The 25,414-nt window shown below is 59.0% G+C and carries 23 protein-coding genes and 1 pseudogene; 15 read left to right on the forward strand and 9 right to left on the reverse strand.

Annotation, left to right across the window (positions count from 1 at the left end; all coding sequences use genetic code 11):
• Positions 1-95: 95 nt before the first annotated feature.
• A pseudogene (locus tag P2W41_RS12760) lies at positions 96-1,142 on the reverse strand (P1 family peptidase).
• 302 nt (positions 1,143-1,444) lie between these two features.
• Between P2W41_RS12760 and P2W41_RS12765 the strand changes: the two are divergent.
• The 7 genes from P2W41_RS12765 (at position 1,445) to P2W41_RS12795 (ending at position 8,364) form a co-directional block, all read left to right on the forward strand.
• The gene (locus P2W41_RS12765; RefSeq protein ID WP_404933323.1) at positions 1,445-2,638 is read left to right on the forward strand and encodes an MFS transporter; all 1,194 of its coding nucleotides are present in this window, start codon (positions 1,445-1,447) and stop codon (positions 2,636-2,638) included.
• 49 nt (positions 2,639-2,687) lie between these two features.
• The gene (locus P2W41_RS12770; protein WP_404933324.1) at positions 2,688-3,308 is read left to right on the forward strand and encodes a LysE family translocator; all 621 of its coding nucleotides are present in this window, start codon (positions 2,688-2,690) and stop codon (positions 3,306-3,308) included.
• Between the two features lie 19 nt (positions 3,309-3,327).
• Complete coding sequence (locus P2W41_RS12775) at positions 3,328-3,882, forward strand: cysteine hydrolase family protein (protein ID WP_404933325.1); 555 nt, start codon at positions 3,328-3,330, stop codon at positions 3,880-3,882.
• 285 nt (positions 3,883-4,167) lie between these two features.
• Positions 4,168-4,776, forward strand: coding sequence for a TetR/AcrR family transcriptional regulator (locus P2W41_RS12780; RefSeq protein ID WP_292893405.1), 609 nt, complete (start codon positions 4,168-4,170; stop codon positions 4,774-4,776).
• Positions 4,777-4,789: 13 nt separating this feature from the next.
• On the forward strand, positions 4,790-5,950 hold the full coding sequence (locus P2W41_RS12785; protein ID WP_404933326.1) for an isovaleryl-CoA dehydrogenase: 1,161 nt from the start codon (positions 4,790-4,792) through the stop codon (positions 5,948-5,950).
• A 55-nt stretch (positions 5,951-6,005) separates the two neighbouring features.
• Positions 6,006-6,731, forward strand: coding sequence for a flavodoxin family protein (locus tag P2W41_RS12790; RefSeq protein WP_404933327.1), 726 nt, complete (start codon positions 6,006-6,008; stop codon positions 6,729-6,731).
• Between the two features lie 25 nt (positions 6,732-6,756).
• A complete protein-coding gene (locus tag P2W41_RS12795; protein WP_404933328.1) occupies positions 6,757-8,364 on the forward strand; it encodes a carboxyl transferase domain-containing protein in 1,608 nt (535 codons plus the stop codon).
• A gap of 17 nt (positions 8,365-8,381) precedes the next feature.
• On the opposite strand, the gene P2W41_RS12800 is transcribed toward P2W41_RS12795, so the two are convergent.
• Positions 8,382-8,993, reverse strand: a complete 612-nt coding sequence (locus P2W41_RS12800) for a DUF922 domain-containing Zn-dependent protease (RefSeq protein WP_404933329.1) — start codon at positions 8,991-8,993, stop codon at positions 8,382-8,384.
• A gap of 205 nt (positions 8,994-9,198) precedes the next feature.
• Complete coding sequence (locus tag P2W41_RS12805) at positions 9,199-12,909, reverse strand: TonB-dependent receptor (RefSeq protein WP_404933330.1); 3,711 nt, start codon at positions 12,907-12,909, stop codon at positions 9,199-9,201.
• An 862-nt stretch (positions 12,910-13,771) separates the two neighbouring features.
• On the opposite strand from P2W41_RS12805, the gene P2W41_RS12810 reads away from it, so the two are divergent.
• A complete protein-coding gene (locus tag P2W41_RS12810) occupies positions 13,772-15,727 on the forward strand; it encodes an acetyl/propionyl/methylcrotonyl-CoA carboxylase subunit alpha (protein WP_404933331.1) in 1,956 nt (651 codons plus the stop codon).
• Positions 15,728-15,808: 81 nt separating this feature from the next.
• Here P2W41_RS12810 and P2W41_RS12815 read toward each other — a convergent pair whose 3' ends face one another.
• The 4 genes from P2W41_RS12815 to P2W41_RS12830 all read right to left on the reverse strand — a co-directional run bounded on the left by P2W41_RS12815 (position 15,809) and on the right by P2W41_RS12830 (position 19,225).
• Positions 15,809-16,075 carry a sel1 repeat family protein gene (locus P2W41_RS12815; RefSeq protein ID WP_007008458.1) on the reverse strand — a complete coding sequence of 89 codons (267 nt, stop codon included), beginning with the start codon at positions 16,073-16,075 and terminating at the stop codon, positions 15,809-15,811.
• A gap of 288 nt (positions 16,076-16,363) precedes the next feature.
• Positions 16,364-17,191, reverse strand: coding sequence for an ABC transporter ATP-binding protein (locus P2W41_RS12820; protein WP_404933332.1), 828 nt, complete (start codon positions 17,189-17,191; stop codon positions 16,364-16,366).
• Complete coding sequence (locus P2W41_RS12825) at positions 17,184-18,176, reverse strand: FecCD family ABC transporter permease (RefSeq protein ID WP_404933333.1); 993 nt, start codon at positions 18,174-18,176, stop codon at positions 17,184-17,186. Before P2W41_RS12825 ends, P2W41_RS12820 begins: the two co-directional genes overlap by 8 nt.
• A gap of 47 nt (positions 18,177-18,223) precedes the next feature.
• Positions 18,224-19,225: an iron ABC transporter permease gene (locus P2W41_RS12830; RefSeq protein WP_292893374.1), complete on the reverse strand. Its 1,002-nt coding sequence runs from the start codon at positions 19,223-19,225 to the stop codon at positions 18,224-18,226.
• A gap of 120 nt (positions 19,226-19,345) precedes the next feature.
• On the opposite strand from P2W41_RS12830, the gene P2W41_RS12835 reads away from it, so the two are divergent.
• Together P2W41_RS12835 and P2W41_RS12840 are read left to right on the forward strand one after the other, a co-directional pair.
• Positions 19,346-20,245 (forward strand): ABC transporter substrate-binding protein, encoded by a 900-nt coding sequence (locus P2W41_RS12835; protein WP_292893371.1) that lies wholly within the window; start codon positions 19,346-19,348, stop codon positions 20,243-20,245.
• 115 nt (positions 20,246-20,360) lie between these two features.
• Positions 20,361-20,705, forward strand: a complete 345-nt coding sequence (locus tag P2W41_RS12840; RefSeq protein WP_292893368.1) for a DUF2147 domain-containing protein — start codon at positions 20,361-20,363, stop codon at positions 20,703-20,705.
• 91 nt (positions 20,706-20,796) lie between these two features.
• On the opposite strand, the gene P2W41_RS12845 is transcribed toward P2W41_RS12840, so the two are convergent.
• Positions 20,797-21,705 (reverse strand): LysR family transcriptional regulator, encoded by a 909-nt coding sequence (locus P2W41_RS12845; RefSeq protein ID WP_404933334.1) that lies wholly within the window; start codon positions 21,703-21,705, stop codon positions 20,797-20,799.
• Positions 21,706-21,804: 99 nt separating this feature from the next.
• On the opposite strand from P2W41_RS12845, the gene P2W41_RS12850 reads away from it, so the two are divergent.
• Together P2W41_RS12850 and P2W41_RS12855 are read left to right on the forward strand one after the other, a co-directional pair.
• Entirely contained in the window at positions 21,805-22,155 is a 351-nt protein-coding gene (locus P2W41_RS12850; protein ID WP_292893362.1) for a multidrug efflux SMR transporter, read from the forward strand.
• Positions 22,152-22,469, forward strand: coding sequence for an SMR family transporter (locus tag P2W41_RS12855; protein WP_292893359.1), 318 nt, complete (start codon positions 22,152-22,154; stop codon positions 22,467-22,469). The genes P2W41_RS12850 and P2W41_RS12855 overlap by 4 nt, the downstream gene beginning before the upstream one ends.
• Positions 22,470-22,533: 64 nt before the next feature.
• Here P2W41_RS12855 and P2W41_RS12860 read toward each other — a convergent pair whose 3' ends face one another.
• Positions 22,534-23,238 (reverse strand): glutathione S-transferase family protein, encoded by a 705-nt coding sequence (locus P2W41_RS12860; RefSeq protein ID WP_292893356.1) that lies wholly within the window; start codon positions 23,236-23,238, stop codon positions 22,534-22,536.
• Between the two features lie 225 nt (positions 23,239-23,463).
• On the opposite strand from P2W41_RS12860, the gene P2W41_RS12865 reads away from it, so the two are divergent.
• The 3 genes from P2W41_RS12865 to P2W41_RS12875 are packed head-to-tail and all read left to right on the forward strand — an operon-like array spanning position 23,464 to position 25,375.
• Entirely contained in the window at positions 23,464-23,634 is a 171-nt protein-coding gene (locus P2W41_RS12865) for a hypothetical protein (RefSeq protein ID WP_292893354.1), read from the forward strand.
• 58 nt (positions 23,635-23,692) lie between these two features.
• Positions 23,693-23,833, forward strand: coding sequence for a hypothetical protein (locus P2W41_RS12870; protein ID WP_404933335.1), 141 nt, complete (start codon positions 23,693-23,695; stop codon positions 23,831-23,833).
• A 42-nt stretch (positions 23,834-23,875) separates the two neighbouring features.
• Positions 23,876-25,375, forward strand: a complete 1,500-nt coding sequence (locus P2W41_RS12875; RefSeq protein WP_292893351.1) for an AMP nucleosidase — start codon at positions 23,876-23,878, stop codon at positions 25,373-25,375.
• The last annotated feature ends 39 nt before the right edge of the window (positions 25,376-25,414 follow it).

Here is a 25,414-nt window from a genome sequence, read left to right on the forward strand (position 1 = left end):
ACCGGAGGAGAGGAGATGTGCGAGGGCTGGCCGGAAGCCGGATACCAGCTTCCTTGCTTCCGGCTTACTCTTCCAGAAAGCCTGGAACAAGGGCATCAGGTCATGCGTGGCAAAAGTTGATCACGCAGGGCGGGGAGCCGAAGGCCGTCATAACCGGTGAGCGACTCTGCGTGCCACAGCCCATTCAGCACCGCCTCTTCCGCCGCCTCGACTGCCGCGCACAGGAACGGGTCGAGCCGAGCCTCGCCGAGGCGCTCGATGGTAACGACCTCACTGTCGATGGACAGGAGGTTTGGCGGTCGAAAATGCAAGGGCTATATCGCCGCTTTGATCGCCCCAGTAACTGCCAAGACGCCCAAGCGCTGCTCCCGCCCGCCGGGAGAGCCGGGTGAGCTGGCGCGAATCAAGCGGTGCATCCGTGGCGTAGACGACGATCACCGAGCCTTTGTCGTCTGGGTCGCAACGCCCGGCCTCGGGCGTGTCGACACGTTTACCCAGCAATCGGAGATCGCCCGGTCTTCCGAAATTGGAAAGAACCAGCGCGCCAAGCACGTGTTTCCCGACCGGACGGCAGCGCCACGCGCCGCGAGGCACTGCCGATGCCCCCTGCAAAGCCAAATGTACGCATTCCGGTTCCGGCCCCCACTGTGCCTTGTGCAAACTCCGGGCTGGCCGCCGAAATGGCATCATTCGCCATGGCTTCAGTGACAGCCAGAGCCTGAATGTCATTGACGCGTCCGTCATTGCATTCCAGAACAAGCGGGTTGACCGTGGCGCGGCTGCGCCCGATTTCCGGATTTTGTTCAATCGCCCTGCGGATCAGTGCCGTGGTGCAGGCGGCAACGCCGAATGTATTGGTCAGGAGGATCGGTGTTTCAATACGCCCAAGTTCGGCCAGTTGCAGGAGCCCCGCACTCTTTCCAAAGCCGTTCAGCACCGCAAAACCCGGCCGGCACGGGATAACGGAACAAATCCCCGTTGTGTGGAATGACGGTTGTGACCCCTGTCCGTGCTGCGCCGTGGAGACAAGTCGTGTGCCCGACGGCTACGCCCGGCACATCGGCGATGGTGTTGGCGAAGCCCGTGGGCAGATCCCACCAGCCATCCGCGTCTTGAGCAACCGACCGGATCGAGAAATTCATATGAAGACCCCTGTCATGAAACGCTGGTCCTGAATCGCTGTCATTCGACTAGATTGGTCTCCTGATTTCCAGCCTCATGAACAATCGCCAACAATGCATGGCGCTTGCAGGCTCACCGCATTCGTGCAAAGTTGCAAAGACGTCGGGGCAACCTGCTCCATGCGGCCAAGCCGCCAGACGCTTTAACACCTTTCCCATTTTCGTGTGTCCTATGCAGCGCCCTTGCGCCTGCTCTTAGGTGTTTTCTCCCCCATTTTTCCAGCCGTTCGGCCATCCTTATCAACGCACTCATGGAGTTATCCATGCCTTCACGGCTTTTTCTGCCAGTGCTTGCACTGGTCGTTTTCTTCGTCGGCGCGACGGAATTCATGATCGCGCCCATGCTGACACCCATAGCATCGGCTTTCGGTGCTTCACCTGCTGCTGTTTCGTGGCTGATCTCCGGCTACGCCCTTTCCTATGCGGTCGGGGCACCGATTATCGGGCTCTTCGCCCATAAGATCGACAGGCAACGACTCCTGATCGTTGCCCTGGCGGTTCTTGCGGCTGACGGGTTTGCGGTTGCCTTTGCTCCAGCGCTTGACATCGCCGTCCTCCTTCGAGTGCTTGGTGGCGCAGCAGCAGCAGCGCTGATCCCCGCTACCTTCGCCCTGATCGCCGACCGATTGCCTGATGCACGCCACGCGCAGGCAATGGGGTTCGTCATGCTGGGTATGACGGCCGGGATTGCATTCGGGCCGGTGCTCGCTGGCGCTCTCACCCACGCGTTTGGCTGGCGCGCTCCTTTTCTGGCAAGTGCCTCTGGGTGCCTTCTATTGATGCTTCCCGCCCATCGTGTTCTCAAGGCCGAAAACTTTCCACCGCTTCGGCAAGTTCGCCCTCGTTTCAAAGGCCGCAAGCACAGTCTTCTCATGCTCATTGCGGCCAAGGCACTGTGGAACGGAACCGCTGTTGCCGCCTTCGGCCTGAGCGGCGAACTGCTGCGTGATCGATTTGCGATCAACACATTTCAGACAGGTCTTTCCGTCGCGGCCTTCGGCATCGGACTGGCGTTGGGGAATGTTCTGATCGGCGCTGCCAAACGGCTTTTTCGAGACGATCAGACCTTGCTCCTGGGGGCCCTGCTGTTGCTCATTTTCACCCTGGTCATGTTCCTCTTCCTGCCGCTTCCGCTCCATGGGGCGGTTTTGTGTCTGGGTGGATGGGGTGTCGCGCTGGGGTTTGCCGCACCGACGAGCACGACCATGATCGCTCAGCGCGCAGGTCGGGAAAAAGGGTTCCTCCTCGCACTCTCCGAAAGCGCGAACAATGTCGCATTGCTTTCTATGCTTTCTCTCGCCGCGCTTTCGCTGGAAGCATTCGGGGCTAATGCTGCGGGCGCCACGCTCGGCGTCGGCATGTTCTTTGGCACGGGCCTTCTCTTTCTGGACATTTTGGTCCAGTTACGAGCACGAAGATCTGCCGATGGCTCTTGCGGAACACGCCAGCGCGATTAGGCTCAGTCTCTGTGCACCTTTCCGGATTGGAGGAGATATGGGGCCCTTTATGATCCTGGCCAGCGTGTTTGCGGTTTTCATCCCTGCATTGATGTTGCCGGGCCCTGACTTTATCGCCGTCGTGCGCACGTCAATGACCCGCGGCACAATCGCCGGGTTATGGACCACACTCGGCGTTTCGCTCTGCCTTGGCATCTACGCGACGCTCAGTCTTGCGGGTCTCTCGGCGATCCTGATCGAGTATCACTGGCTGGCGTGGGCAGTGCGCCTTTTAGGCGGGTGCTATCTCATTTATCTGGGGCTCAAGCTGCTCTTCGCCCAACCAGCCAAACTGGAAATGACGGAGGGCAGCGATCGGCCAAAGGGAAATCCGCTCGTGTTTGGCTTTCTGGTCACATCGACCAATCCCAAAGCCATTGTGCTCTTCACAAGCGTTTTTGCCACCGCGGTCACCGAAAGCACACCGTTCTGGCTGATGGGACTGATGGTCGTTATGGTCATTTTAAGCGCGCTGGTCTGGTACACCCTTGTCACGCTTTTCATGTCCTCGGCGCCAATCATTCGCCGCTTTCGGCACGTGCAGCACTGGATAGAACGCGCCGCCGGCGTGTGCTTCATGGCTATCGGTGGGCGAATCCTTTCCGATGCGCGCAATCCGGTTACCCCCTGATCATTGAAAGGTTACCAGAATGGACATGGATGCCGCCGTTCTTCTGCTCGTCGACTATCAGCAGGCATTCGACGATGCGCCATGGCCGCGACGCTGGAACAAGGACGTCGACCGGAAGGCGCTCGCCCTGCTTGAAGCCTGGCGAGAAACCGGTCGGCCGGTAATCCATGTGCGCCATGATTCCGTCGAACCTGGCTCAACGCTACGGCCGGGCGAACCTGGACATGCAATGCGCCCTGGTTTCGAGCCGCAGCCCGGCGAAGCGCTCGTCACGAAGAGCGTCAACGCCTCATTCATTGGAACAGATCTCGATCTTCGCCTGCGCCGGCTCGAAGCGAAAACCATCGTGACCTGCGGAATTTCAACAGACATGTGCGTGTCCACCACAGTCCGAACCGGCGCGAATATGGGCTGGAATATGCTTTTGGTGGAGGATGCCTGCGACTGTTTCGATCTGCCAGATGGGCGCGGTGGGACCATCCCGGCCGAGACGGTGCACCGGGTCCATGTGGCTACACTCGGCTTCGAATTCTGTAAGGTCACGACGACCAGCGCGCTCCTGCAAACTCTTTGAAACGACGCTGTAAAAACTCTGGAACCTATGGCAGCCGATCACGTTGTTTTCGCAACGGAGCCGCCTGTGTCAACCGGGCACGACGGTATGGAGAACAGGGACGATTTTCCCGGTTTCCCGCCCTGGCATCAACGCATTGGCATACGTGCTTCTGTCCCGTCCGGGCGGCTCCGTTTCTCCAAAAATCCCAGGCCCTCCGGTTCACACACATCAGAAAACGTCACATGCTTCACTGGCTCTTGAATTAATTGAACGTTCGTTTTATTAATTTCCCGAGGAGGCTTCATGGCGCGCACGACCGGATCCGATGGAGAGAAGACCGAAGCGGCGATCCGAGAGGCGGCGCTCGACCTGATCGCGCGTCTTGGCTTCGAGGCCATGGCAATGCGCCAGCTTGCCGGCAAGGTTGGTGTTCAGCCGGCCGCGCTCTACCGGTATTTTCCGACCAAGGAAGAGCTGCTTTACGCGCTTATGCGCGAGCATATGGAAAACCTGATCATTTCCTGGAGGGAAGCGCGTCCTGCAGAGGGCTCTGTTGAAGAAAAGCCAGCAGGACGCCTCGCTGCTTTCGTTGAAAACCACATCCGCTTTCACCTGGCCCGTCGCAACTCCACTCATGTGAGCAATCTGGAACTGCGCAGCCTTTCCGAGGAACGCCTCAAGCGCATTCTCGATCTGCGCAGCCAGTATGAAGGCGAGCTCAGGGGTATTTTGACAGATGGCCTGCGCGACGGGGTCTTCCGGATTGACGATGTTTCACTGACCGCCATGGCGATCATCCAGATGATCACGGGCGTGATCGTCTGGTTTCGCCCTGAGCTGCGGCTTTCGGAGGACGAGGTCGCTGCCAATTACCATACCATGACCATGCGCCTTGTGGGCGCCGTGATGTGACCGGAGGAGACCGATGTATACCGGATCGATGAATTTCGGGCTTGGCGAGGATATCGACGCGCTGCGGGAGATGACACATCGCTTCGCGCAGGAAAAGATTGCCCCCCTTGCAGCGGGCATCGATGAAAGCAACGAGTTTCCCGCCCATCTCTGGCAGGAGATGGGAGCGCTAGGTCTGCTCGGCATGACCGTCGATCCAGACTATGGCGGTTCGGGTCTCGGATATGTGGCACATGTCGTGGCCATGGAGGAAATCTCGCGCGCATCGGCCTCGGTCGGGCTCTCGTATGGCGCGCACTCCAATCTATGTGTGAACCAGATCCGCCGCTGGGGTAACGACGCACAGAAGCAGAAATACCTTCCCGCACTATGCTCGGGCGAGACCGTGGGGGCGCTCGCCATGTCAGAGACGGGTGCCGGCTCGGATGTCGTATCCATGAAACTCCGGGCGGAAAAACGCAACGACCGCTTTGTCCTCAACGGGTCCAAGATGTGGATCACCAACGGGCCTGATGCCGGCACCCTGGTTGTCTATGCAAAGACCGACCCGAACGCCGGATCACGCGGCATTACGGCCTTCATCATCGAGCGTGACATGCAGGGATTTTCCGTTGCCCAGAAGCTCGACAAGCTTGGCATGCGCGGATCCAACACGGGCGAGCTGGTTTTCGAGAACGTCGAAGTGCCGTTCGAAAACGTGCTTGGCGAGGAAGGCAAGGGCGTCAATGTCTTGATGTCGGGTCTGGACTATGAGCGCGTGGTGCTGGCGGGTGGGCCCGTTGGCATCATGGCAGCCTGCCTTGATGTCGCAGCCCCCTATGTGCGGGAGCGTGAACAGTTCGGTCAGCCTATCGGCTCGTTCCAGCTTGTCCAGGGCAAGCTTGCGGACATGTACACAACGATGAACGCGTGCCGCGCCTATGTGTATGCGGTGGCAGCCGCATGCGACCGCGGCGAGACGACCCGCAAGGACGCGGCGGGCTGCATCCTTTACGCGGCCGAAAAGGCCACCCAGACCGCACTTGATGCAATCCAGCTTCTGGGCGGCAATGGCTATGTGAACGAATTTCCGGCAGGGCGTCTCCTGAGAGATGCCAAACTCTACGAGATCGGCGCAGGTACGAGCGAGATCAGGCGCTGGCTGATCGGACGTGAGATGATGTCAGAGGCGTGAGAACCATGTCCTCTCCCGTGCGTTGACCCTGGTCACACACACATGGAGAAAACCCATGCCACTCAATGATCTGCAGAAGCGCCTTGCCGATGAGACCAGCACTGATTTTTCCGATCTTCGAGCGCTGTTCATCAATACCACGCTGAAACCAAGCGACCGGACTGCATCGCATACCGAAGACCTGATGCAGGATTCCATCGCCCTGATGAAGCGCTGCGGGGTCGCGACCGATTATCTGCGCGCGGTCGACTTCAACATTGCTTTTGGCGTTTCGCCGGATATGCGGGAGGAAGGTGCTCCGATTGATGACTGGCCGGAGAAGATTTGGCCAAAAGTAAATGCAGCCGACATTCTGGTGATCGGCTCACCCATCTGGCTTGGCGAAGAGAGCTCCATCTGCCGCGTGATCATCGAACGGCTCTACGCCCATTCCGGCCAGCGCAACACCAAGGACCAGTACATTTACTATGGCAAGGTCGGCGGGGCGATCATCACCGGCAATGAAGATGGCATCAAGCATGTGGCCAAGACCGTGCTCTATTCGCTGCAGCATATCGGCTACACGATTCCGCCTCAGGCCGATTGCGGCTGGATTGGCGAAGCTGGCCCGGGCCCGTCCTACGGCGATGAGACCGAGAACGGCGGCCGTGCCGGCTACGACAGCGCGTTCACGCGACGCAACCTGACCTTCATGACCTTCAACCTAATGCACCTGGCTCGTATGCTGCGTGATGCAGGCGGCTTGCCAGACCATGGGAATCAAACCACGGATTGGGCATAGTGCCCCATTCGCCGCAGGAGATCGCATGACCGTCCTTCAATCGCAACTTTCCCCCTCCTCCGACGCCTACAAGGCCAATTTCGACCGGATGCAGGCGCTGGTGGGCGAAATGACCGGAAAAGCCGCACAGATCGAGCGCGGCGGGTCGGATGAGGCTCGTGAACGCCACGTCAATCGTGGCAAGCTCCTGCCACGCGAGAGACTTGCGCAATTGCTGGATGTGGGCGCCCCCTTTCTCGAGATCGGCCAGTTCGCCGCCTTCGATATGTATGGCGGAGACATTGCTTCCGCTGGCCTGATTGCCGGTGTGGGACGCATTGAAGGGCAGGAATGTGTCGTGGTCGTCAACGATGCGACCGTGAAAGGCGGCACTTATTATCCTCTGACGGTGAAGAAGCATCTGCGTGCCCAGGAAATTGCGCTGGAGAACAACCTCCCCTGCATCTACCTGGTCGATTCAGGCGGCGCTAACCTGCCCAATCAGGACGAGGTTTTTCCCGACCGCGATCATTTCGGCCGCATATTCTACAATCAGGCGAACATGTCCGCGAAAGGCATTCCCCAGATCGCCTGTGTGATGGGATCGTGCACTGCCGGCGGCGCCTATGTGCCGGCAATGAGTGATGAAACCGTGATGGTGAAGGGCAACGCCACAATTTTTCTCGGCGGACCGCCGCTCGTAAAGGCGGCGACCGGCGAGGTGGTTACCGCGGAAGAGCTCGGCGGCGCAGAGGTCCATACGCGTGAATCCGGCGTTGCAGACCACTATGCGCTGGACGATGAACATGCGCTCGCCATCGTCAGGCGCATTGTCAAAAACCTGAATCGAAAGAAGAGCATATCGCTCGATCTTCGCAAACCGATTCCGCCCGCCTACGATCCACGTGAGATCTACGGCATCATCCCCGCCGATACCCGCCAGCCCTACGATGTGCGCGAGGTGATCGCGCGCGTGGCGGACGGCTCGGAGTTCGATGAATTCAAGGCCAATTATGGAACCACGCTGATTACCGGCTTTGCCCATATTTACGGGATTCCGGTAGGCATTCTGGCAAACAACGGTGTGCTTTTCTCCGAAAGCGCATTGAAAGGAGCCCATTTCATCGAATTGTGCTGCCAGCGAAAGATCCCTCTTGTGTTCCTGCAGAACATCACCGGGTTCATGGTCGGGCGCAAATATGAGGCCGGGGGCATCGCACGCGACGGAGCCAAGCTGGTGACGGCAGTCGCGACGGCACAGGTGCCAAAGGTCACAGCGATCATCGGCGGATCGTTCGGTGCCGGCAATTACGGCATGTGTGGCCGCGCATATTCTCCCCGTTTCCTCTGGATGTGGCCAAATGCGCGCATTTCGGTCATGGGCGGCGAGCAGGCGGCCACCGTTCTTTCCATCGTCAAGCGTGAAGGCATCGAGCGTAAGGGTGGAAGCTGGAGCGCGGAGGAGGAAGCCGAATTTCGGCGGCCCATCCTCGAAAAATACGAGCGCGAAGGCCACCCGCTCTATTCGAGCGCCCGCCTTTGGGACGACGGTATCGTCGACCCTGCCAAGACGCGGGAGGTTCTTGCCCTGTCCCTTGGCGCAGCACTGAACGCGCCAATCGCTGATACGAAGTTCGGTGTATTCAGAATGTAGGACGCGGACAGGCAGCGTCAGTTGCTGCGCTGCCTGTCGCCATTGATGAACTCCATCACGAGGCGGTGCACATTACCGCCATCGCCCATTTCGACGCGATCGAACTCGCGGCTGCGTTGTCGCTGTTCCTGAGAGAGCTTTCCCAGATGCTCCTGCAGTGTTGCACGCACCTTCTGGCACCCAGGATCATTCTCGACCCGCAATCCGACCGACACCTCTTCAATCTTCTTCACCATATCAGTGATGATATCTCCATGAACGCGCTCGTGCGCCCTCACCCCCTCTATGAAGCGCTCCCAGGCCGAACGTGTCTGCGATGACAGCGCCCCTGTGACCTGTGGCAGGCGGTAGGTGATGATCAGTTTCGGCGTTGCTGAAGCCAGGACGCAGGCGCCATCCTTGCGTGGTTGATAATCGCGACGCCAGGTGAGTTTGAAATCCGTGTATGCGATCACCCGGCGTACGCCGAGTTTGGGCCCGCGCTCTCCGATGGACCTATAAAGATCCAGTGCAGTTGCCCCGGAGATGGCGTAGGGTTCGACACGTTCGACCGGCTTCCAGTCGGCCAGCGCCGAACCAGGAAAAATGGCCGTGGCCACGGCCAGGACGGTCCAGCGAATTTTGGCCAACTCCAATGCCCCCGTTTGTTGCCAGCAGCGTCCGCTGCGGTGCCACCATTGACGTAGCAGATCGCCAGGGCGTCTGGAAAGACGCCCTGGCGCTTGAATGTTGGATGTGTTTCAGGACACAACCTTGTCGAAATGACGACAAATCTCCCTTCTGGCGGAAGCGGGTGCGGGCGCCTCCCCCCACGAGCGGCGCCCGCTTCGGGCGTCAGAACTTCCCAACCACGTTGAGGAAGGCTCCACGGTCGTCCAGCGTGAGATCGCGGAGATCATCTGAGAAGCGCCCGAAATTGTACCCTGCGCCGACCTTGAAGTTGTTGCCGACATGCCTGTACAGAGCGGCAAGCGCGCCGTAATCCACCGATTGAATCTCCGGAAGATAGAAGGCTCGGCCTTCAAGCATCGCATCCCAGTTCTTCACGACATGCAGATCGGCGCGGACGATGCCCAGATGGGCTGAGGATTTTTCCCAATCGCCCATGGAACTGTCGCTGCTCCTTGCCCGGATCTCACCCAGGCGCATGCCGTACTTGCCACCAACGGACAACCACGGAAGGAGGTCATAAGTCAGATCGGCGGAGACGATGTGGCTGCGTTGAAGCGGGCCATTTGTGGAACGCGACATGCTGCTGATCTGGTCGTTGCCCGGGAGATTGTAGAGGTAGGTATATCTGAACAAGGCGTTCAGGAGATCGTTGTCGACGGGGCGATAGGCGTATCCCAGCGAACCCTCGATATAGTCTCCGTTGTAGTAAGTACCCAACGGCGTCTGCGAGATTACGGCGTCAACGCTTCCGAGAACCCTGCCATACCCGTCGTGATCCATACTGGCGCCGGCGCTTACGACATAGGTATTGCGGTTTCGTGTTTCATCTTCGGACCGTTCGATCCGGGCTTCACCTCGAACCCGTGCGCTGACGCCCAATTCCTCGTCCTTGAATCCTACGCCGAGTGAGCCCGCGTACCGTTCGAAATCGGCATATTGTTTCCCGGAGGCGGGGTTGATGCGATCATCCTCGATATTGCCGGCTTCGAAACCGCCATCGACAGTCCAGGCGACATCAGGTGTGTAGATGACACCGTAACGCTGAGCCAGGGAGTTACGACGTCCGAAGAGATCGACATCGGCTTCCGAATAGGCCGAAACCACATCGCTCATTCGCTTCTTTACGCCCGCAACCACGGCGCCATGGTCCCGGCCCTGGAGGTCGTATCCATAGGTGCCGTCCGTAGCGCGATCCGGATCGAGGCGATAACCGATATAGTAGTGATCTTCAGGTGTCGGATCGTAAGTCAGCGCGGCAAGTCCGCCGATCCCGGATTTACCCCAGGACACCTCGCCCTCGGCGCCAAGCTTTTCGCTCAGACGGACTTCCGCGCCCACACCGTAGCGATCATTCTTGGAAATATTGCCTTTCCTGTCGACTGTTCCCTGAACGAAACCATAGTAGAGGTAATCATCATCCTGGCGATAGTCGACACGCAGACCCGCGTCGAGCCGCGTCCCGTCATAACCGGATTTTCCAGACGCAATGGCTCCTGGCGAGTGGAGTTTGGAATAGGCGATGCCGAAGGCCGCCTTCCAGTAGGCATCGAAGGCGTAACTGACCTCCAGTTCCGCATTGCTGTGTTGCTTGCCATCTTCGTTCAGATAGTCGTCATAAGAGAGCTTGAGGTTCATGGCTGCGCTCAAGGGAATTTCGGCTTCCGCGCCCCAACTGCGCTCGTCGGAATCCACCTGCTCGGTCACGCTGGAGAAGCCAGCTTCTTTCTGCTCATAATATCCGCCAATTTTGCCTGCAGTGCCCAGGAAGCGCAGGTCTTTGAAGGCCATCTGACCACGCAGGCTCCACGCCTTGGCCGAAATGCCCTCGCGTCCCGCCGTCTCCTGATCCGCCAGTGACAGACCGCCGTCGGTTGACCGCGAGAGCCCGAAACCTGGCCCCTTCGAATACGCGATTTCACCGTCAATAAAGGTGTCCTCGGATCGCTGCAGGCGCAAATCGGCGCCGTAGGCTGTCTGATCGGACAATCCCGTCGAATCCTTGATACCGGTGGCACCCAGCCGAATGCTCTTGCCAAGCCAGGTCTGCGCACGACCACCATAGACATAGTTTTCCATATCACCGGCTCGTGCACGATACTCGTACTGGGCGATCATGTAGGCCTTGTAGCCACCCAGAGCACCCTCACGAACCGCACCGTCATCAATGGAACCGGAAGACAGCGGTGCATCGAGAATGACGACGCCCTGCAGATAGTCGATGGTATAGTCTTCGCCATAGACCAGAGCGCGCCTCTCGATAACTCGCCCTGTAATCTTGTCGCGGTATTCGATGTGAAGCGTCTCCGACCCCTCTATGATGCGCTGCCGCTTGAGGAAGTATGCCGAACCACCAGTGCCAAGAAACTCGTCCCGCTGTGGGAGCGTTTCTGGCTTTGCCGCGAAGGCCGTTGCTGTGAATTTGGGCTCGCCGTTCGCGTTATTGCCCGCTGAACGCAGAACCATCTCGGCGCCATAAAGACCACGGTCCACCTGGAGGAAGCGTGTCCCCGAAATCTTTGTCTTGTAGTTGCCCCACATCACGTGGCTCTCACCACGGGCCAGGCGCACATAGAACTTCCCGTTGGTGGGCGCGTCCTCGACCGAGGTGGAATCGTCACCATAGACGGGATAATACTTGTCGGGATCGATACGACGCAGAAGCTCCCTCGGATCTCGCGCATCGAGATCCCGGAAGAGGTTCTTGACCTCGTTCTCGCCTGTATCAGCGGCTGCCGTCAGCAGGAACTTGCCCTTGATCTTACCACGCAGATAGAACGCGAGGCGACCTGTGTTCCACACTTTGTCAAACTCACCTGTCCGCACTTCCTCGATACCGCTATCGCCGGTTCGCTTGCCGATAGTGAAATCTGCAAGCGCAACATAGAACCAATCATTGGTCGGAATGTTCACGTCGCGGCTGAAGTAAAGGCCACCGGCCTTCGAGCCACCATCAACAGCAACGTCGACCACGTGCTGCCCCGGAGGCATAATGCGCTGGGTGACAAATGTCCCGTTGGGGTCCAGGGGAACAAGTTCATCGAATGCGACGATACCGTAGCCTTCAGGAACGTTCTTTCCGTAGACCGTTATGGCACCGCCGTAGACCGGAATATTGCGAAATGCGGTCCTGTCTTCCGCTTTGCCTGGAGCCACGCCGTATCCCGAATCGGATAGAAACTCGCCGCGCGTGCTGGCGATGCTCAGCGGTACTGTTTCGTCGAAGCGACCCTTGGCATCGTAGACACGCAACACATAGTGGAACTCACGGCCACTTCGGGCAGGCATAACCCAGCTGGCCTCGCCATTAACATTGATGGGAACGACCGCCAAAGGCCGGTTGCTCCAGGCAACGTTGCTCTCGTAGATGCGAATTTCCGCGCGCGTGATAAATGCAGGGTAATTGGAGGTGGCGTAGAAACGAACAGGCTCTCCTTCGCGAAAGATCCGCTGCACGGGCACGGTCGACACATTGAGCAATGGTTCCGTGTCCAACCCGTCGAACTTGATCTGAATATCCACGGAGCTGAGGTCGAGATCGGTTTTGCGCTGCTTGTCGACCGGTCGCGAATTCGGTGAAACGCCGAACATGCCCTCATTCGTGATCTGACCGCTTTCATCGACAATCTGCCCATCAACGGAAATGACGAACGGAACAGCCGGTCGATCGCCTGGTCCAGCGAATTCCGTGTTCTCACCGATCCGCAACTTTCCTACGGAACTGTTGTCCAGCATCTTTCCGCGCATGGCCGCAGGACAGGGAACGCCGCCACAGTTTCCTTCCAGATCGACAAGCGGCGGCATCTCGTCCCCTTTGTATACGGGAACCGCATCTCCAGGCACGAGCATAGGGGCTCCACCAACCGTCCCCCCCATGGGAGCACCTCCCACAATGCGCGCATTCTGCCGCAAGGGGGAGGAAGAGAATATTGGTGGCTCAGGAATGGGCTCCGTCCCCTGCATATCCGCTGCGAAGAGCGGTCCGATTTGCAGAGTAGCCGAAATAGATACAAGACTACTGGCGAACAGAAAGCGGGATGGTGAATATTTCATCATGGAATTTCCATCTGTTATCTGCTGACAAATTCAGCGAATTGCTCCGCTTCACGCCTCCGAACATTCCCGACTCACTGTCATACGCGCGGCCGCTACGGCTCGCGGCGGGCTCAACCCACCGATCCGCTTTTTTCTCGCCAATGGTTTTCGCTACTCGTTTGCCCAGAACACCGTTTCCCGGCGTTGCAACGCTATTCCACTCGAGCAGCTCATACCCGCGCACAGGATTTCAAGGTCAAACTACGTCGAACGCGAACCGGCTGTTTCTGAAGTATCCCGGGCAGGCGGAGCCACACGCGCTTCGCACTGCGGCCGTCTCGGGACACACACAGTAGTATTCCATTTGCCGAGGAGCCGATTTTCTCCCCCTGCAAGGCATATGAGGAGCATGCAGGCGCTACAAAAAACCCCCGGCACTTTCACCAAAACATATTTGATCGGATCGGCCATGTCGCAGTAGTTCTGGGTATCATTACCGGATGCGGGGGTCATCAATACTGTATGGCTTACCCACTTTCGGGTGAGATACACTTCAAATATTCCGTGCCGAGGAAAGAAATTTTCCAAGAGACGCAAGCGATATGGGAGCCGCGCAGAACGGATGGAATAAGCGGCAAATTTCCCGCCACAAACCGCTCTCAACACACTATGGTATTGCTGCTTCGTAGGAGGAACGTTCTGCATGTTCGACAAAATTCTCATTGCCAATCGCGGAGAAATTGCCGTCCGGGTCATCAGAACCGCACGACGTCTGGGGATCGCTACAGTGGCGGTCTATTCAGATGCGGACAGGAACGCACTGCATGTGCGTGTCGCTGACCAGGCAATCTGCATCGGTGCTGCCCCGGCTGCGGAAAGCTATCTCAATGGTGAGAAAATCATTGCCGCTGCTCGTGAAACCGGCGCGCAGGCCATCCATCCAGGCTATGGCTTTCTGTCAGAAAATCCGGACTTCGTTGAACAGGTGGAGGCGGCGGGTCTGATCTTTGTCGGCCCGTCATCGCAAGCCATCCGCGCAATGGGCCTGAAAGATGCCGCAAAAAGGCTCATGGAGAAGGCCGGGGTCCCAGTCGTGCCGGGTTATCATGGTGACACGCAGGCGCTTGTCGCCCTTGCCTCCAAGGCCAATGAAATCGGCTATCCGGTGCTCATCAAGGCACGCGCGGGCGGTGGGGGAAAGGGCATGCGGCTGGTATCCGACCCCGACGCCTTTCCCGATGCGTTGGCGGCCGCCCAAAGGGAAGCAAAGGCGGCGTTCGGCGATGAGCGCGTGCTGGTCGAAAAGTATATTCAGTCACCGAGGCATATCGAGGTGCAGGTTTTCGGGGACAGGCACGGTCACGCCGTCCACCTCTTCGAACGCGATTGCTCGGCCCAGCGCCGGCACCAAAAGGTGATCGAAGAGGCTCCTGCGCCCGGAATGAACGAGGAAACACGTATCGCGATGACGGACGCCGCCGTGAAGGCGGCCAGGGCCATTTCCTATAGCGGCGCCGGCACGATCGAGTTCATCGTCGATGCTTCGGAAGGGCTACGACCGGATCGCTTCTGGTTCATGGAAATGAACACGCGGCTGCAGGTGGAGCACCCCGTGACCGAGATGGTCACAGGCGTTGACCTCGTAGAGTGGCAGTTGCGGGTGGCTGCAGGCGAGCCCCTGCCCCGCACCCAGGAGGAGATCACCCTGACCGGCCATGCGGTCGAAGCGCGTCTTTACGCGGAGGATGCGACACGGGATTTTCTCCCGGCCACGGGAACGCTGCACCATTTGCGGTTCCCAGACAGGCTCGACACCGCAACGCTGCGCATTGATGCCGGTGTCGCGGAGAAAGATGCGATCACTCCCTTTTACGATCCGATGATCGCGAAGCTGATCGTCCATGCCCCGACGCGAGAGGGCGCCATTGACGGACTGGCAACCGCGCTTGAGAAAACCGAAGTTGCCGGCTCCACCGTCAATCTCGGTTTTCTAACACGGCTGCTGCGCGACGATGATTTTTATGCCGGGCGGCTTGAAACCGGCTTGATCGGCCGCAAGCAGGACGTTCTGACCAAGACCGCGGCGCTGCAGGAAAGACATCTTGCAGCAGCCATCGCGGCAACGAGCAGCACTGATCGTTCGGAAGACACGGCCAGCCCATTCTCCGCAATTTCGGGCTATGGCCATTTCAGGCCGCTCATTCACAAGCGGACGGTAATGCATGATGAGGACATTGTGGAAGCCCGCGTCTCGGCCCAGGCCGATGGCGCGCTGGCCATTCGCCTTGGCGATGATCAATCCGCTCAACCCATCATCGTGCGACGTGACGATCCCACCCGCATTGCCTCGTGGCCAGGGCACATTACAGTGTTTGAGGGTGCCGATGCGCTGACGTTGAAAGTGCCGGACCCTTTGCAGGCCGCTGAAGAAAGTGGCGGTGGCGACCGACTAAGGGCGCCGATGCCCGGTCTGGTGAAGCTGGTCCGTGCCGCGGTCAACGAAACGGTGCAGAAAGGCCAGCCACTACTGGTGCTCGAAGCAATGAAAATGGAGCACACCATTACCGCGCCGCATGACGGTGTCATCGCCGAGATCGCGGCTGAGGGTGCGCAGGTCAACGATGGTGCAATGCTCGTCCGTTTTCAGGGCGCCGAATAGGCGGCCATTTTTTGATGGTGCCTTGCGCTCAGGGCCCGGCCAGTTTCAGGCCAGGCCCTGAACGGTCCGCCCCCCACCGCATCAGTGCATCGTCATCCATTCACGGGCATCGCGCAGCGCTCTGGCGAGCTCTGGCTTGGACATGCCCGCCGCCAGTTCCGAGCGCAGCTCAGCCGCACGTTCAGAACCCTTGATGGCTGCAATATTGAACCATTTGTGCGCGGCCACCAGATCGACGTCGCAGTCGCGACCGGTCGCATACATCATTCCAAGTTGAAACAGCACGTCGGCCTGGGTGGACGAACCAGCCGTACCGAAGCCTGCTTCCTGAACATCGTAACGTGCCATAATTCAAGATCCCTGTTTTTACTCCCGAGAGCCTTTTGTTTTGTCCCTGTCGGGCCAGCCCTTCGATGCTTTCGAGAATGCAGGGTGCGGCTGAAATCGCCGTTAAATCTTGTGCTTAATTTGAAGAAAACAAAGTTCAAATTTTCAGTAAATGCCTGTTTTTGTTAAGCATCGCAAAGCCCTGCCGGTCATGGGTTTTGGGCAGACGGACAAGCTCAAATCGTTAACGGTCGCAGCAAGGTTCTGATAACCATGCGAAACGCTTTGGCGAAGCATTTCCTGAAAATTCTAGTCCTGAACCAGGCGATCCCGGCGTCCGGGACAGGCAGCGATGGGCACACAGAAAGGCCGTTGAGACACCTCTTCCTGCCGCACGATGCATTCGATCCCGAACACATCTTGGATGAGTTCCTGACGGAAGACTTCTTCCACCGGGCCGGATCCAGCCACTTCGCCCCCGCGAAAGAAGACGATATCGTCGGCGAAACGTGCAGCCAGATTCAAATCATGGAGTACGACCACCACCGTCTTGCCCTCCTGCGCGCCGAGACGACGCACCAGCGCCAGCACTTCCAGAGCATGCGCAATATCCAGATGGTTGGTGGGCTCGTCCAGCAGGATGACAGGAGATGCCTGCGCCAGAACCATCGCAATCCATACCCGCTGAAGCTGCCCACCCGACAGCGTGCCGATTGGGCGGTCGGCCATATCCGCCAGATTCGTTTCCCGCAGCGCATTTGTAACGGCCGTGCGGTCATTCCCCGCGGCAGAGGTAAAGGCCCTGCGGTGTGCATAGCGGCCAAGTGTGACCAGCTGTTCAACAGACAGTTCCCCGGGTGCTGTGGGGCTTTGCGTCAGCATGGCGATTTCACGGGCAAGCGCCCTCACCGGCAGATCGGTAATGGGCGTGTCGCGCAGCAGCACCAAACCGGCATCTGCCGGCAGGAGCGCCCGCATGGCGCGCAACGCCGTTGATTTGCCGCAGCCATTGGGCCCACAGAAGGCCGTCAGCCTCCCAGGACGGATCGAGAGGTTCAGGTCGCTGAACACACGTTTGCCCGGATAGCCGAGCGTAACGGAGCGCAACTCAATCTCATTTCGTTGATCGTTATGCATGAACGCGCCCCGCACGTATGAGAATGAAAAGGAAATACGGCGCACCGATTACTGCCGTCACCGCGCCGGCGGGAACCTCAAGCGGGGCGAACAGGATCCGCACCACGATATCGGCTGCCATAACCATCGCCCCGCCCACCAATGCCGCAGCCAGCATCTGCGTGCCGGCGCGCCCCGGCAAAATAAGGCGCGCAACGTGGGGAGCCATGAGACCAACAAAACCGATGGCGCCGGCAAAGGAAACGGCGGCAGCGGTGAGGAATGCCGCGAGCGCAAACAGCATCAACTGAGTGGAGCGCACGGGCAGACCACTTGCCTGTGCGCTGATCTCGTCGAGCTGCAGCTGATCCATGCGGCGTGAAAACAGAAAGGTGAGCGGCACAAGAATGACAAGCACCATGGCCATCACCTCGACGTCTGCCCAGCGCGCCTGATAAACTGAGCCTGCGAGCCACATGGCTGCCTGGCTGGCGCGATGCACAGGTCCATCGACAAGAAAGAGCGTCACTCCCGCCTTTGCCAGCGCTCCCAGCGCCACACCATAGAGAATGGTGCGTAATGGCGGCGCTTCCGTGCGCACAGCGAGAATGATGACGACGCTCGCGAAGAATATGCCCCCCAGTGCGGCAGCCAGTGGCTGCCACATGATGCTGACAACAAGAGCGTTCGATTCATTGCTGAACATGAAAAGGAAGCACATCACACCCAGCGCCGCGCCATCGACAATGCCGAGCACCGCTGGGGAAGCAAGCTCATTACGCGTTGCCCGTTGAAGGATGAAACCGGCGAGCGCGAGCGCCACGCCGCTCAACCCAGCCATCAGCAGACGGGGCATGCGCAATGACCAGATGATGATGCCATCGCTCCGCTCCCCCATTCCCAAAATGGCCGACACCACGCGGTTCAGCGGCATGCCGGAACTTCCCAGCGCAACACCGGCAAGCCCCAGAAGGCAAACGACCGACACACAGAGGGCAAGAACCATGATCCGCGATGCGACGGGAGTGGCAAAGTATACAGGACTGGCTGCCCTCACGCCGCGCCTCCAATCCGTTTTCTCTGCAGAAGATATAGCAGCACCGGCACTCCCACCGCCGCCAGAAGCACACCGACGGGCGCTTCAGACGGATAGATGACGAAACGAGCGGCAATGTCTGCCGCCAACGCGAGTGCGGAACCTGTCAGGAGGGATAGAGGGATGAGATCCCGATGGCTCTGCAGGCCGGTGAGCCTTGCAAGATGTGGCGCGGCAAGGCCGATGAACGCCACCGGCCCCGCGACCGAGACGCCGATCCCGGCCATGAGCGCCGCCAGAATGAGCGCTGCCAGACGAAGTTTAACAACCGGAACGCCCAAAGATTGAGCTGTCATGTCATCGGTAAGCAGCGCATCCAGCATTGGATAAAGCAGCGCACTGATCAGCGCGCATCCGCCGATGGCCGGTGCTGCTAGATAGAGAAGGTCAGCATTCCGGTCAGCGAAGCCTCCTGACAGCCAGAAGATCAGCTCCTCCATGGTTCGTTCATCGGCCACCATGATGATCTGAATCCCGGAGGAAAGAAGCGCTGCAACCGTGACGCCGGCGAGCAGCAGGTAGGACGGGGAGGCTATCCCACCTGCCGAAAATGCCAGAGAGAAGACAAGGAGCGCGCATAACAGCGCGCCCAGACAGGCCGCTGCCGCGATCAGGGTGAGCGAACTGGTTCCTGCGCAGACGACGAGCAACACCACGGCCAGCCCCGCCCCGGCATTGATGCCAAGCAGGCCGGGTTCGGCCAGCGGGTTGCGACTTGCAGTCTGGAGCAGAAGCCCCGAAAGTCCGAGCCCACCGCCAACCACCATGGCAATCAGGGTGCGAGGCACACGGAGCGTGTTGACGATCAAGGCCGTTTGATCTTCTCCACCTTCGGTCAAGGCGCGCCAGACCTCGCTCGCAGGCGTGAACCGAATCCCCACATGCAGACTGACGACCGCCAGGACAGCGATCAGCCCGAGCATCAGAACATGCGGTAAATGGCGCGGCGTCGATCTCATCTTCACCCCGCTGCATTTCAGAAATGGGAAAGCCATGTCAACTTAAAACTTGACATTATTATACAACATTTGTTTGGACGATGCCTTCGACAGGACGTCGCGCCACAACAGGAGACGTAGATGCGCTTTCTGCCTTTTTTATCGGCCGCATTGATTGCGGGTTTCGCCATGTCGGCAAGTGCTGCCGAGATCGAGCATGCCATGGGGGTGGCAACGGTTCCGGATGAACCGCAACGCGTCGTCGTTCTCACCAACGAGGGTACCGAAGCGTTGCTGGCGCTTGGCGTGAAGCCTGTGGGTGCCGCCAATTCGTGGAATGGCGACCCGTGGTACCATCACATCTCCGAGAAAATGAGCGATGTGGAACCGGTCGGCAAGGAAAGTGCGGTCAATCTGGAACTGATCGCCGCTCTGGAGCCCGATCTCATCCTTGGAACCAAGCTCCGCCATGAGGCAATCTTTGAGCAGCTTTCGGCAATTGCGCCCACTGTCATATCTGAGCGACTACGGGGCGATTGGCGTGAGAACTTCCAGCTCTGGGCGAAGGCCGTGAACAAAGAGGAAGCGGGCGAGAAAGTGCTTTCGGACTTCGACGCGAGCGTCCGGCAACTTGCGGACGCCCTGGGAGAGAAAGTGAACGAAAAGGTCTCTGTCGTCCGCTTCATGCCGGGTCACATCCGCATTTATCAGAAAGACAGTTTTTCCGGCTTCGTTCTCGAAAAGATCGGTTTCAAACGGCCCGAGAACCAGGATGTCGACAGCTTCGTGCTGAAGGTGGGCAAGGAAAGCATTCCGGACATGGATGGCGACCGCATCTTCTATTTCACCTATGAGCCCGGCGATGGCGAGGCGACAAAACTTTCCGATGAGGTGCTTCGGGATCCGCTCTGGCAAACGCTTTCGGCGGTGAAGGCCGGCAATGTTCACGAGGTTGACGACACGATCTGGAATACAGCGGGCGGTGTTTTGGCCGCGCGGCTCATGCTCGAAGATATCGCCCGGCTCTACGGTCTCGAGTGATCCGCAGCACCGCCGACCAGGCGAACAGCCCCTTGAAAGTGCGAGTGCAGAAAGCAGTTGTATTACGTTTACGTTTGCGTAAGCTGCACTTGCAACATCATTGGGAGGAAGAGTGATGATTGGCAGACTTGTTCTAAGTAGCGCAGCGCTGCTTTTGGCGGGCGGGATTGCCATGGCCGACCCTATCGAAGGGAACTGGCGGACGGAGTCCGGTGCGACGGCTCAGATTGCATCGTGCGGCGGATCTTATTGCATCACGCTGAAAAGCGGCAAGCACGCAGGCAAGAAGATCGGCACGTTTCAGGCGGCCGGCGGCAGCAGATATACCGGTAAGATCACGGATCCGGCCAACGACAAGACCTATTCCGGCAAGGGCACGCTCTCCGGCAACAGTCTCAAGATGGGCGGCTGCGTTCTCGGCGGACTGATTTGCCGAAACCAGACGTGGTCGCGCCTTTGAACCAGACGCTGCCCAGATTGCCATTCGCACAATGAATACCGTCTCCAGTCGGAGCCCCCACGCGTTTCCTCCCTGCGAAACGCGTGGGGGCTCAATCTGCTATGAGGCCTTCGCTGCGCATTTGAGCAAGAATGATGTCGTGGGCACATGATTGCAAAGCAGAACCCGCCCTCCCCCCGATGGTGAGCGGCTCCCGGCTGCATACGAAATAAGGATACCAGGCAGCGCCCAGTCCGTGATTGATCTGGCCAAGTTGCGCATCATCTTCTGCCGACAAAAGAGATTCCGGCACATACCCCCATCCCAGACCATCACAGATCGCGTCTTTTCCCAGCTCGAAACTGCTGAGTGCAATGCGCTCGCTGCCCATCGCCTCAAGATGAAACCGCTCGCGCTGCGTGCTGTCGAGATAGGTGATCTGCGGCAGGATGGCGAGATCGTCGTCGGCGACATAGCTCATGGAGTGGAGCGGATGGGTTCTTGCCACCATCATTCGCATGCCGATGCGCGCGACTACGCGGCTGTAAAGCCCTGGAGCGGGACCGGCACGGCCTGAAGCAATAAAATAGGCGATATCGAGCTGGCCCTCACGCACCAGTTCGGGAAGCACATCGCTTTCGGCATAACGCATGCTGAGGCGCACATTGGGCCGCGCCTTTCGGATGGCCCGGATCACGTGACGCCAGAAGTTTTCCGATAGAACGTCGTCACGGCCAATCCGCAACTCCTGACCTGCGGTCTCCTCGCCGCGCGCGCAACGCTCGATGATGCTGTTTGAAAGCGCGACGATGCGGGCGCAGTCATCGAGAATGTGCTCGCCGACCGGCGAGAGGGCAAGGCTGTTGCCGCGCCGCACGAACAACGCGGCCCCAAGCTCATCCTCAAGCGCCGCGATTGCCATACTGACCGTGGAACGGTTGCGCCCAAGCTGGAGCGCGGCACCCGAGATGGAGCCCGCGCGCGCCGCGGCCACGAAATACTCCAGATAATCCAGTCTCACGGCAAAGCTTCTTCGTCAAAAATCCTGTCGCTCAGCGATTTTCCATATGGCAATTGGGCAGATATCTCAATCGAGTGACATAAAACTTGATCTGACAATATGAGGTCGAAATTGCACTGGTTCTATCTGATCGCTGCGGTCTTTGCAGAAGTGGTCGGAACCACACTCATGAAACTCCTGGTATCCGGCGGCGCGCTTCTTCAGGGAACGATGGCGGCGATTGCCATGATCGGCATCGCCTATCTCTTTCTGGGACGCGCGACGCTTCGCATCCCCGTTGCGCTGGCCAATGCGTTCTGGGAAGGGTTCGGCATGATCATGATCGCGCTCGTGTCGCTTCACCTTTTCGACGAGACGATCTCGCCGATGCAGGGCATCGGCATCGGCGTGGCGCTGCTTGGGATCGCGGTGATCAACTATGGCCACCACCAGCAGGGCGAAACGAGATGAACATCTATATGGGTTATGTTCTGGGTTCGGTGGCACTGGACATCCTCGCCAATCTGGCTCTGGAGAAATCCGGCGGCTTTGCGCGCAGGGGGTGGGGATCTGCAGCCGTCCTGCTCATCATGGCGGCCTTTGCGCTTCTGGCGCTCGCTGTCACCGGCATGGACCTTTTCATCGCCTATGCGGTGTGGGGCGTACTCTCGATCCTCGGAACGGCGCTTGCTGTCTGGCTCGTCTTCGGACACCGGCTCAATCTGACGAGCTGGCTGGGCGTGGGCATTCTCATCCTCGCCATTCTGCTGATCCGCCTCGGATAGTCGAAATAGCAAAGGGCGGGCGCCCAATGGACGCCCGCCCTGTCTGAACCGTGCAAGCCCGTCGTCAGCTGGCGCGCTGACCGAAGAGCACCTTTTGTGCTTCCTTGTCTTCGGCGATGTTGCGGCGATGCTCCTGACCGACCTCGAGCGCGCGCACGACCGCTGGCCGCGCCATGATCGTCTCGAACCAGCGCTTGAGATTTGGAAAATCGTTGAGGTCCTGCCCCTGCTGTTCATAGGGCTTCACCCAGCCGACGCTCGCCATATCGGCGATCGTATACTCGTTGCCGGCGAGAAAGGGCCGGTCTGCGAGGCGCTTGTTCATGACACCATAGAGGCGGTTCACCTCATTGGTATAGCGCTCGATGCCGTAGGCAATCTTTTCCGGGGCATATTTGCGGAAGTGGTGGGCCTGTCCGGCCATCGGGCCGAGCCCGCCCATCTGCCAGAAGAGCCACTGATCCACCTCCACACGGGACCGTTCGTCAGTCGGATAAAACTTGCCCGTCTTGCGACCCAGATACTGCAGAATGGCACCCGATTCGAACACCGAGATCGGCTCGCCGCCCGGACCTTCGGGGTCGACAATCGCCGGCATGCGGTTGTTCGGCGCGATCTTGAGGAAGGAAGGTTCGAACTGTTCGCCTTTGCCGATGTTCACATAGTGCACATCGTAGGGAAGCCCGGTCTCTTCAAGATAAATGGTGATTTTCCAGCCATTGGGCGTGGGCCAGTAGTGGAGCTCGATCGGCTTGGTCTGGGTGGTCATGCTTTGTTGCCTCCAGGTGTTGGATGCCGCGCAGTCGGGGGAGGAATGCGGCAATACCCGGGCAAGTAAGCACCGGCTGCTGACTTTGCAACGCGCCTGCCGGTAAACGATCCGTTATCTTCTCATAATCACGGTGTTAACACTGCTGAACCCTGGATGAATGCTCCTCTCAGTATCGGTTCAGTCCGCGTCTGCCACAGTGATGGCGACACTGAGGACAAACCAATGTTGATGCGCCGCTTTTCAATTGTCTGTCTGATCACCGCCATCTTCGGCATGGCACTCGCCATACTGGTTGCAGAAGCCAGCAGGCCTTCCGATCCCTGGCAGAACAATCGGCCGTTCTCCTGCTCCGGTGAGCAGACAGCCCTTTGCGGCAGAACGGCGCTGCGCTGAGCAAGATGAATTGAGGTATGAGACGATGCGGACGATTACACACATGGCCCGGGGATTGATGTTTGCTGCCCTAATCGGCTCACCGCTGCTTGCGGTTCAGAACGTCCGCGCTGGTAATGAAAACATCATTGAAGGAAACTATGAGCGCTCGAGCGGTGTCGGCCTCGTCCTGATGGTCAGTCTGAAACGTTCAAGGTAGGCTCAGGCCTTGAGAAGAAGAAGAATATCCATATAAAAGGCCATGGAACATAGAATATACCCTCAGCCTATTCAGACGATTTCAAGCCCCGAGCCGTTTGCCCGGAAAAGCTTTACCGATGCCCGCGAAGCCGTTGCGGCATTGAAGGCGCTCTACGAGCGCAACACCGCATTCCTGCGCGATGCCTTTGCGCAGGTCGCCAAGGACGGCGAAAGCGACCGCCGCTTTCGCGCCTTCTATCCCGAAGTCAGCCTCGCCACCGGCTCCTATGCCCAGATCGATACGCGGCTTGCCTATGGCCATGTGGCGGCGCCCGGCGTTTATGCCACCACGATCACCCGGCCGGATCTCTTTGAGGATTACCTGATCGACCAGCTAAGCCTCGTGATCCGCAACCATGGCGTTCCCGTCACCATCTGCGAATCGGAAACACCGATACCGCTGCATTTTGCGTTCCTTCAGGACACCTATGTGGAAGGGTCCATCGCGGACCGGCTGAAACGGCCTCTGCGCGATCTCTTCGATGTGCCGGATCTGAACGCCACGGACGACCACATTGTCAACGGCACACATGAAGCGCCGCCCGGGGAACCCCTGCCGCTCGCCCCCTTCACCGCGCAGCGCGTCGATTATTCCCTGCACCGTCTCTCGCACTACACCGCCACGGCACCGGTGCATTTCCAGAATTTCGTTCTGTTCACGAACTACCAGTTTTACATCGACGAATTCTGTGCGCTCGCCCGCGAGATGATGGCCGAGGGCGGAAACGGTTACACCGCCTTCGTGGAGCCGGGCAATGTCATCACCAAAGCCGGGGAGACGAGCCCGTCGTCGAGTGCTCTTGCACGTCTGCCGCAGATGCCGGCCTATCATCTGACGCGCGACGGCCATGCGGGCATCACCATGGTCAACATCGGTGTTGGGCCCTCCAACGCCAAGACAATCACCGACCATGTGGCGGTGCTTCGCCCTCATGCCTGGCTCATGCTCGGCCATTGCGCGGGGCTGAGAAACACACAGGCGCTTGGCGACTATGTTCTGGCCCATGCCTATGTGCGCGAGGATCACGTGCTCGACGACGATCTTCCCGTATGGGTGCCCCTGCCAGCACTGGCAGAAGTACAGGTGGCGCTGCAGGAAGCGGTGGCCGAGATCACCGGGCTCTCCGGCTATGAGCTGAAGCGCATCATGCGGACCGGTACGGTCGCCACCATCGACAACCGCAACTGGGAACTGCGCGAACAGCGCGGCCCGGTGCAGCGCCTGTCGCAATCGCGCGCGATCGCGCTCGACATGGAATCGGCCACGATTGCCGCCAACGGCTTCCGCTTCCGTGTGCCCTACGGCACTTTACTGTGTGTTTCCGACAAGCCACTCCACGGCGAGCTGAAGCTACCGGGCATGGCCACTGATTTCTACAAGAGGCAGGTCTCCCAGCATCTCAAGATCGGGATGCGAGCCGTGGAAAAGCTTGCAGCGATGCCCCCCGAGCGGCTTCATTCGCGCAAGTTGAGGAGCTTTTTCGAAACCGCCTTTCAATAGCCCGAAAATGCGGATAGGCGCTGCTGCATTCACACTCAG

Origin of the sequence: Nitratireductor sp. L15S-10 (assembly GCF_045011005.1) — a bacterium.
Taxonomy (GTDB): Bacteria; Pseudomonadota; Alphaproteobacteria; order Rhizobiales; family Rhizobiaceae; genus Nitratireductor.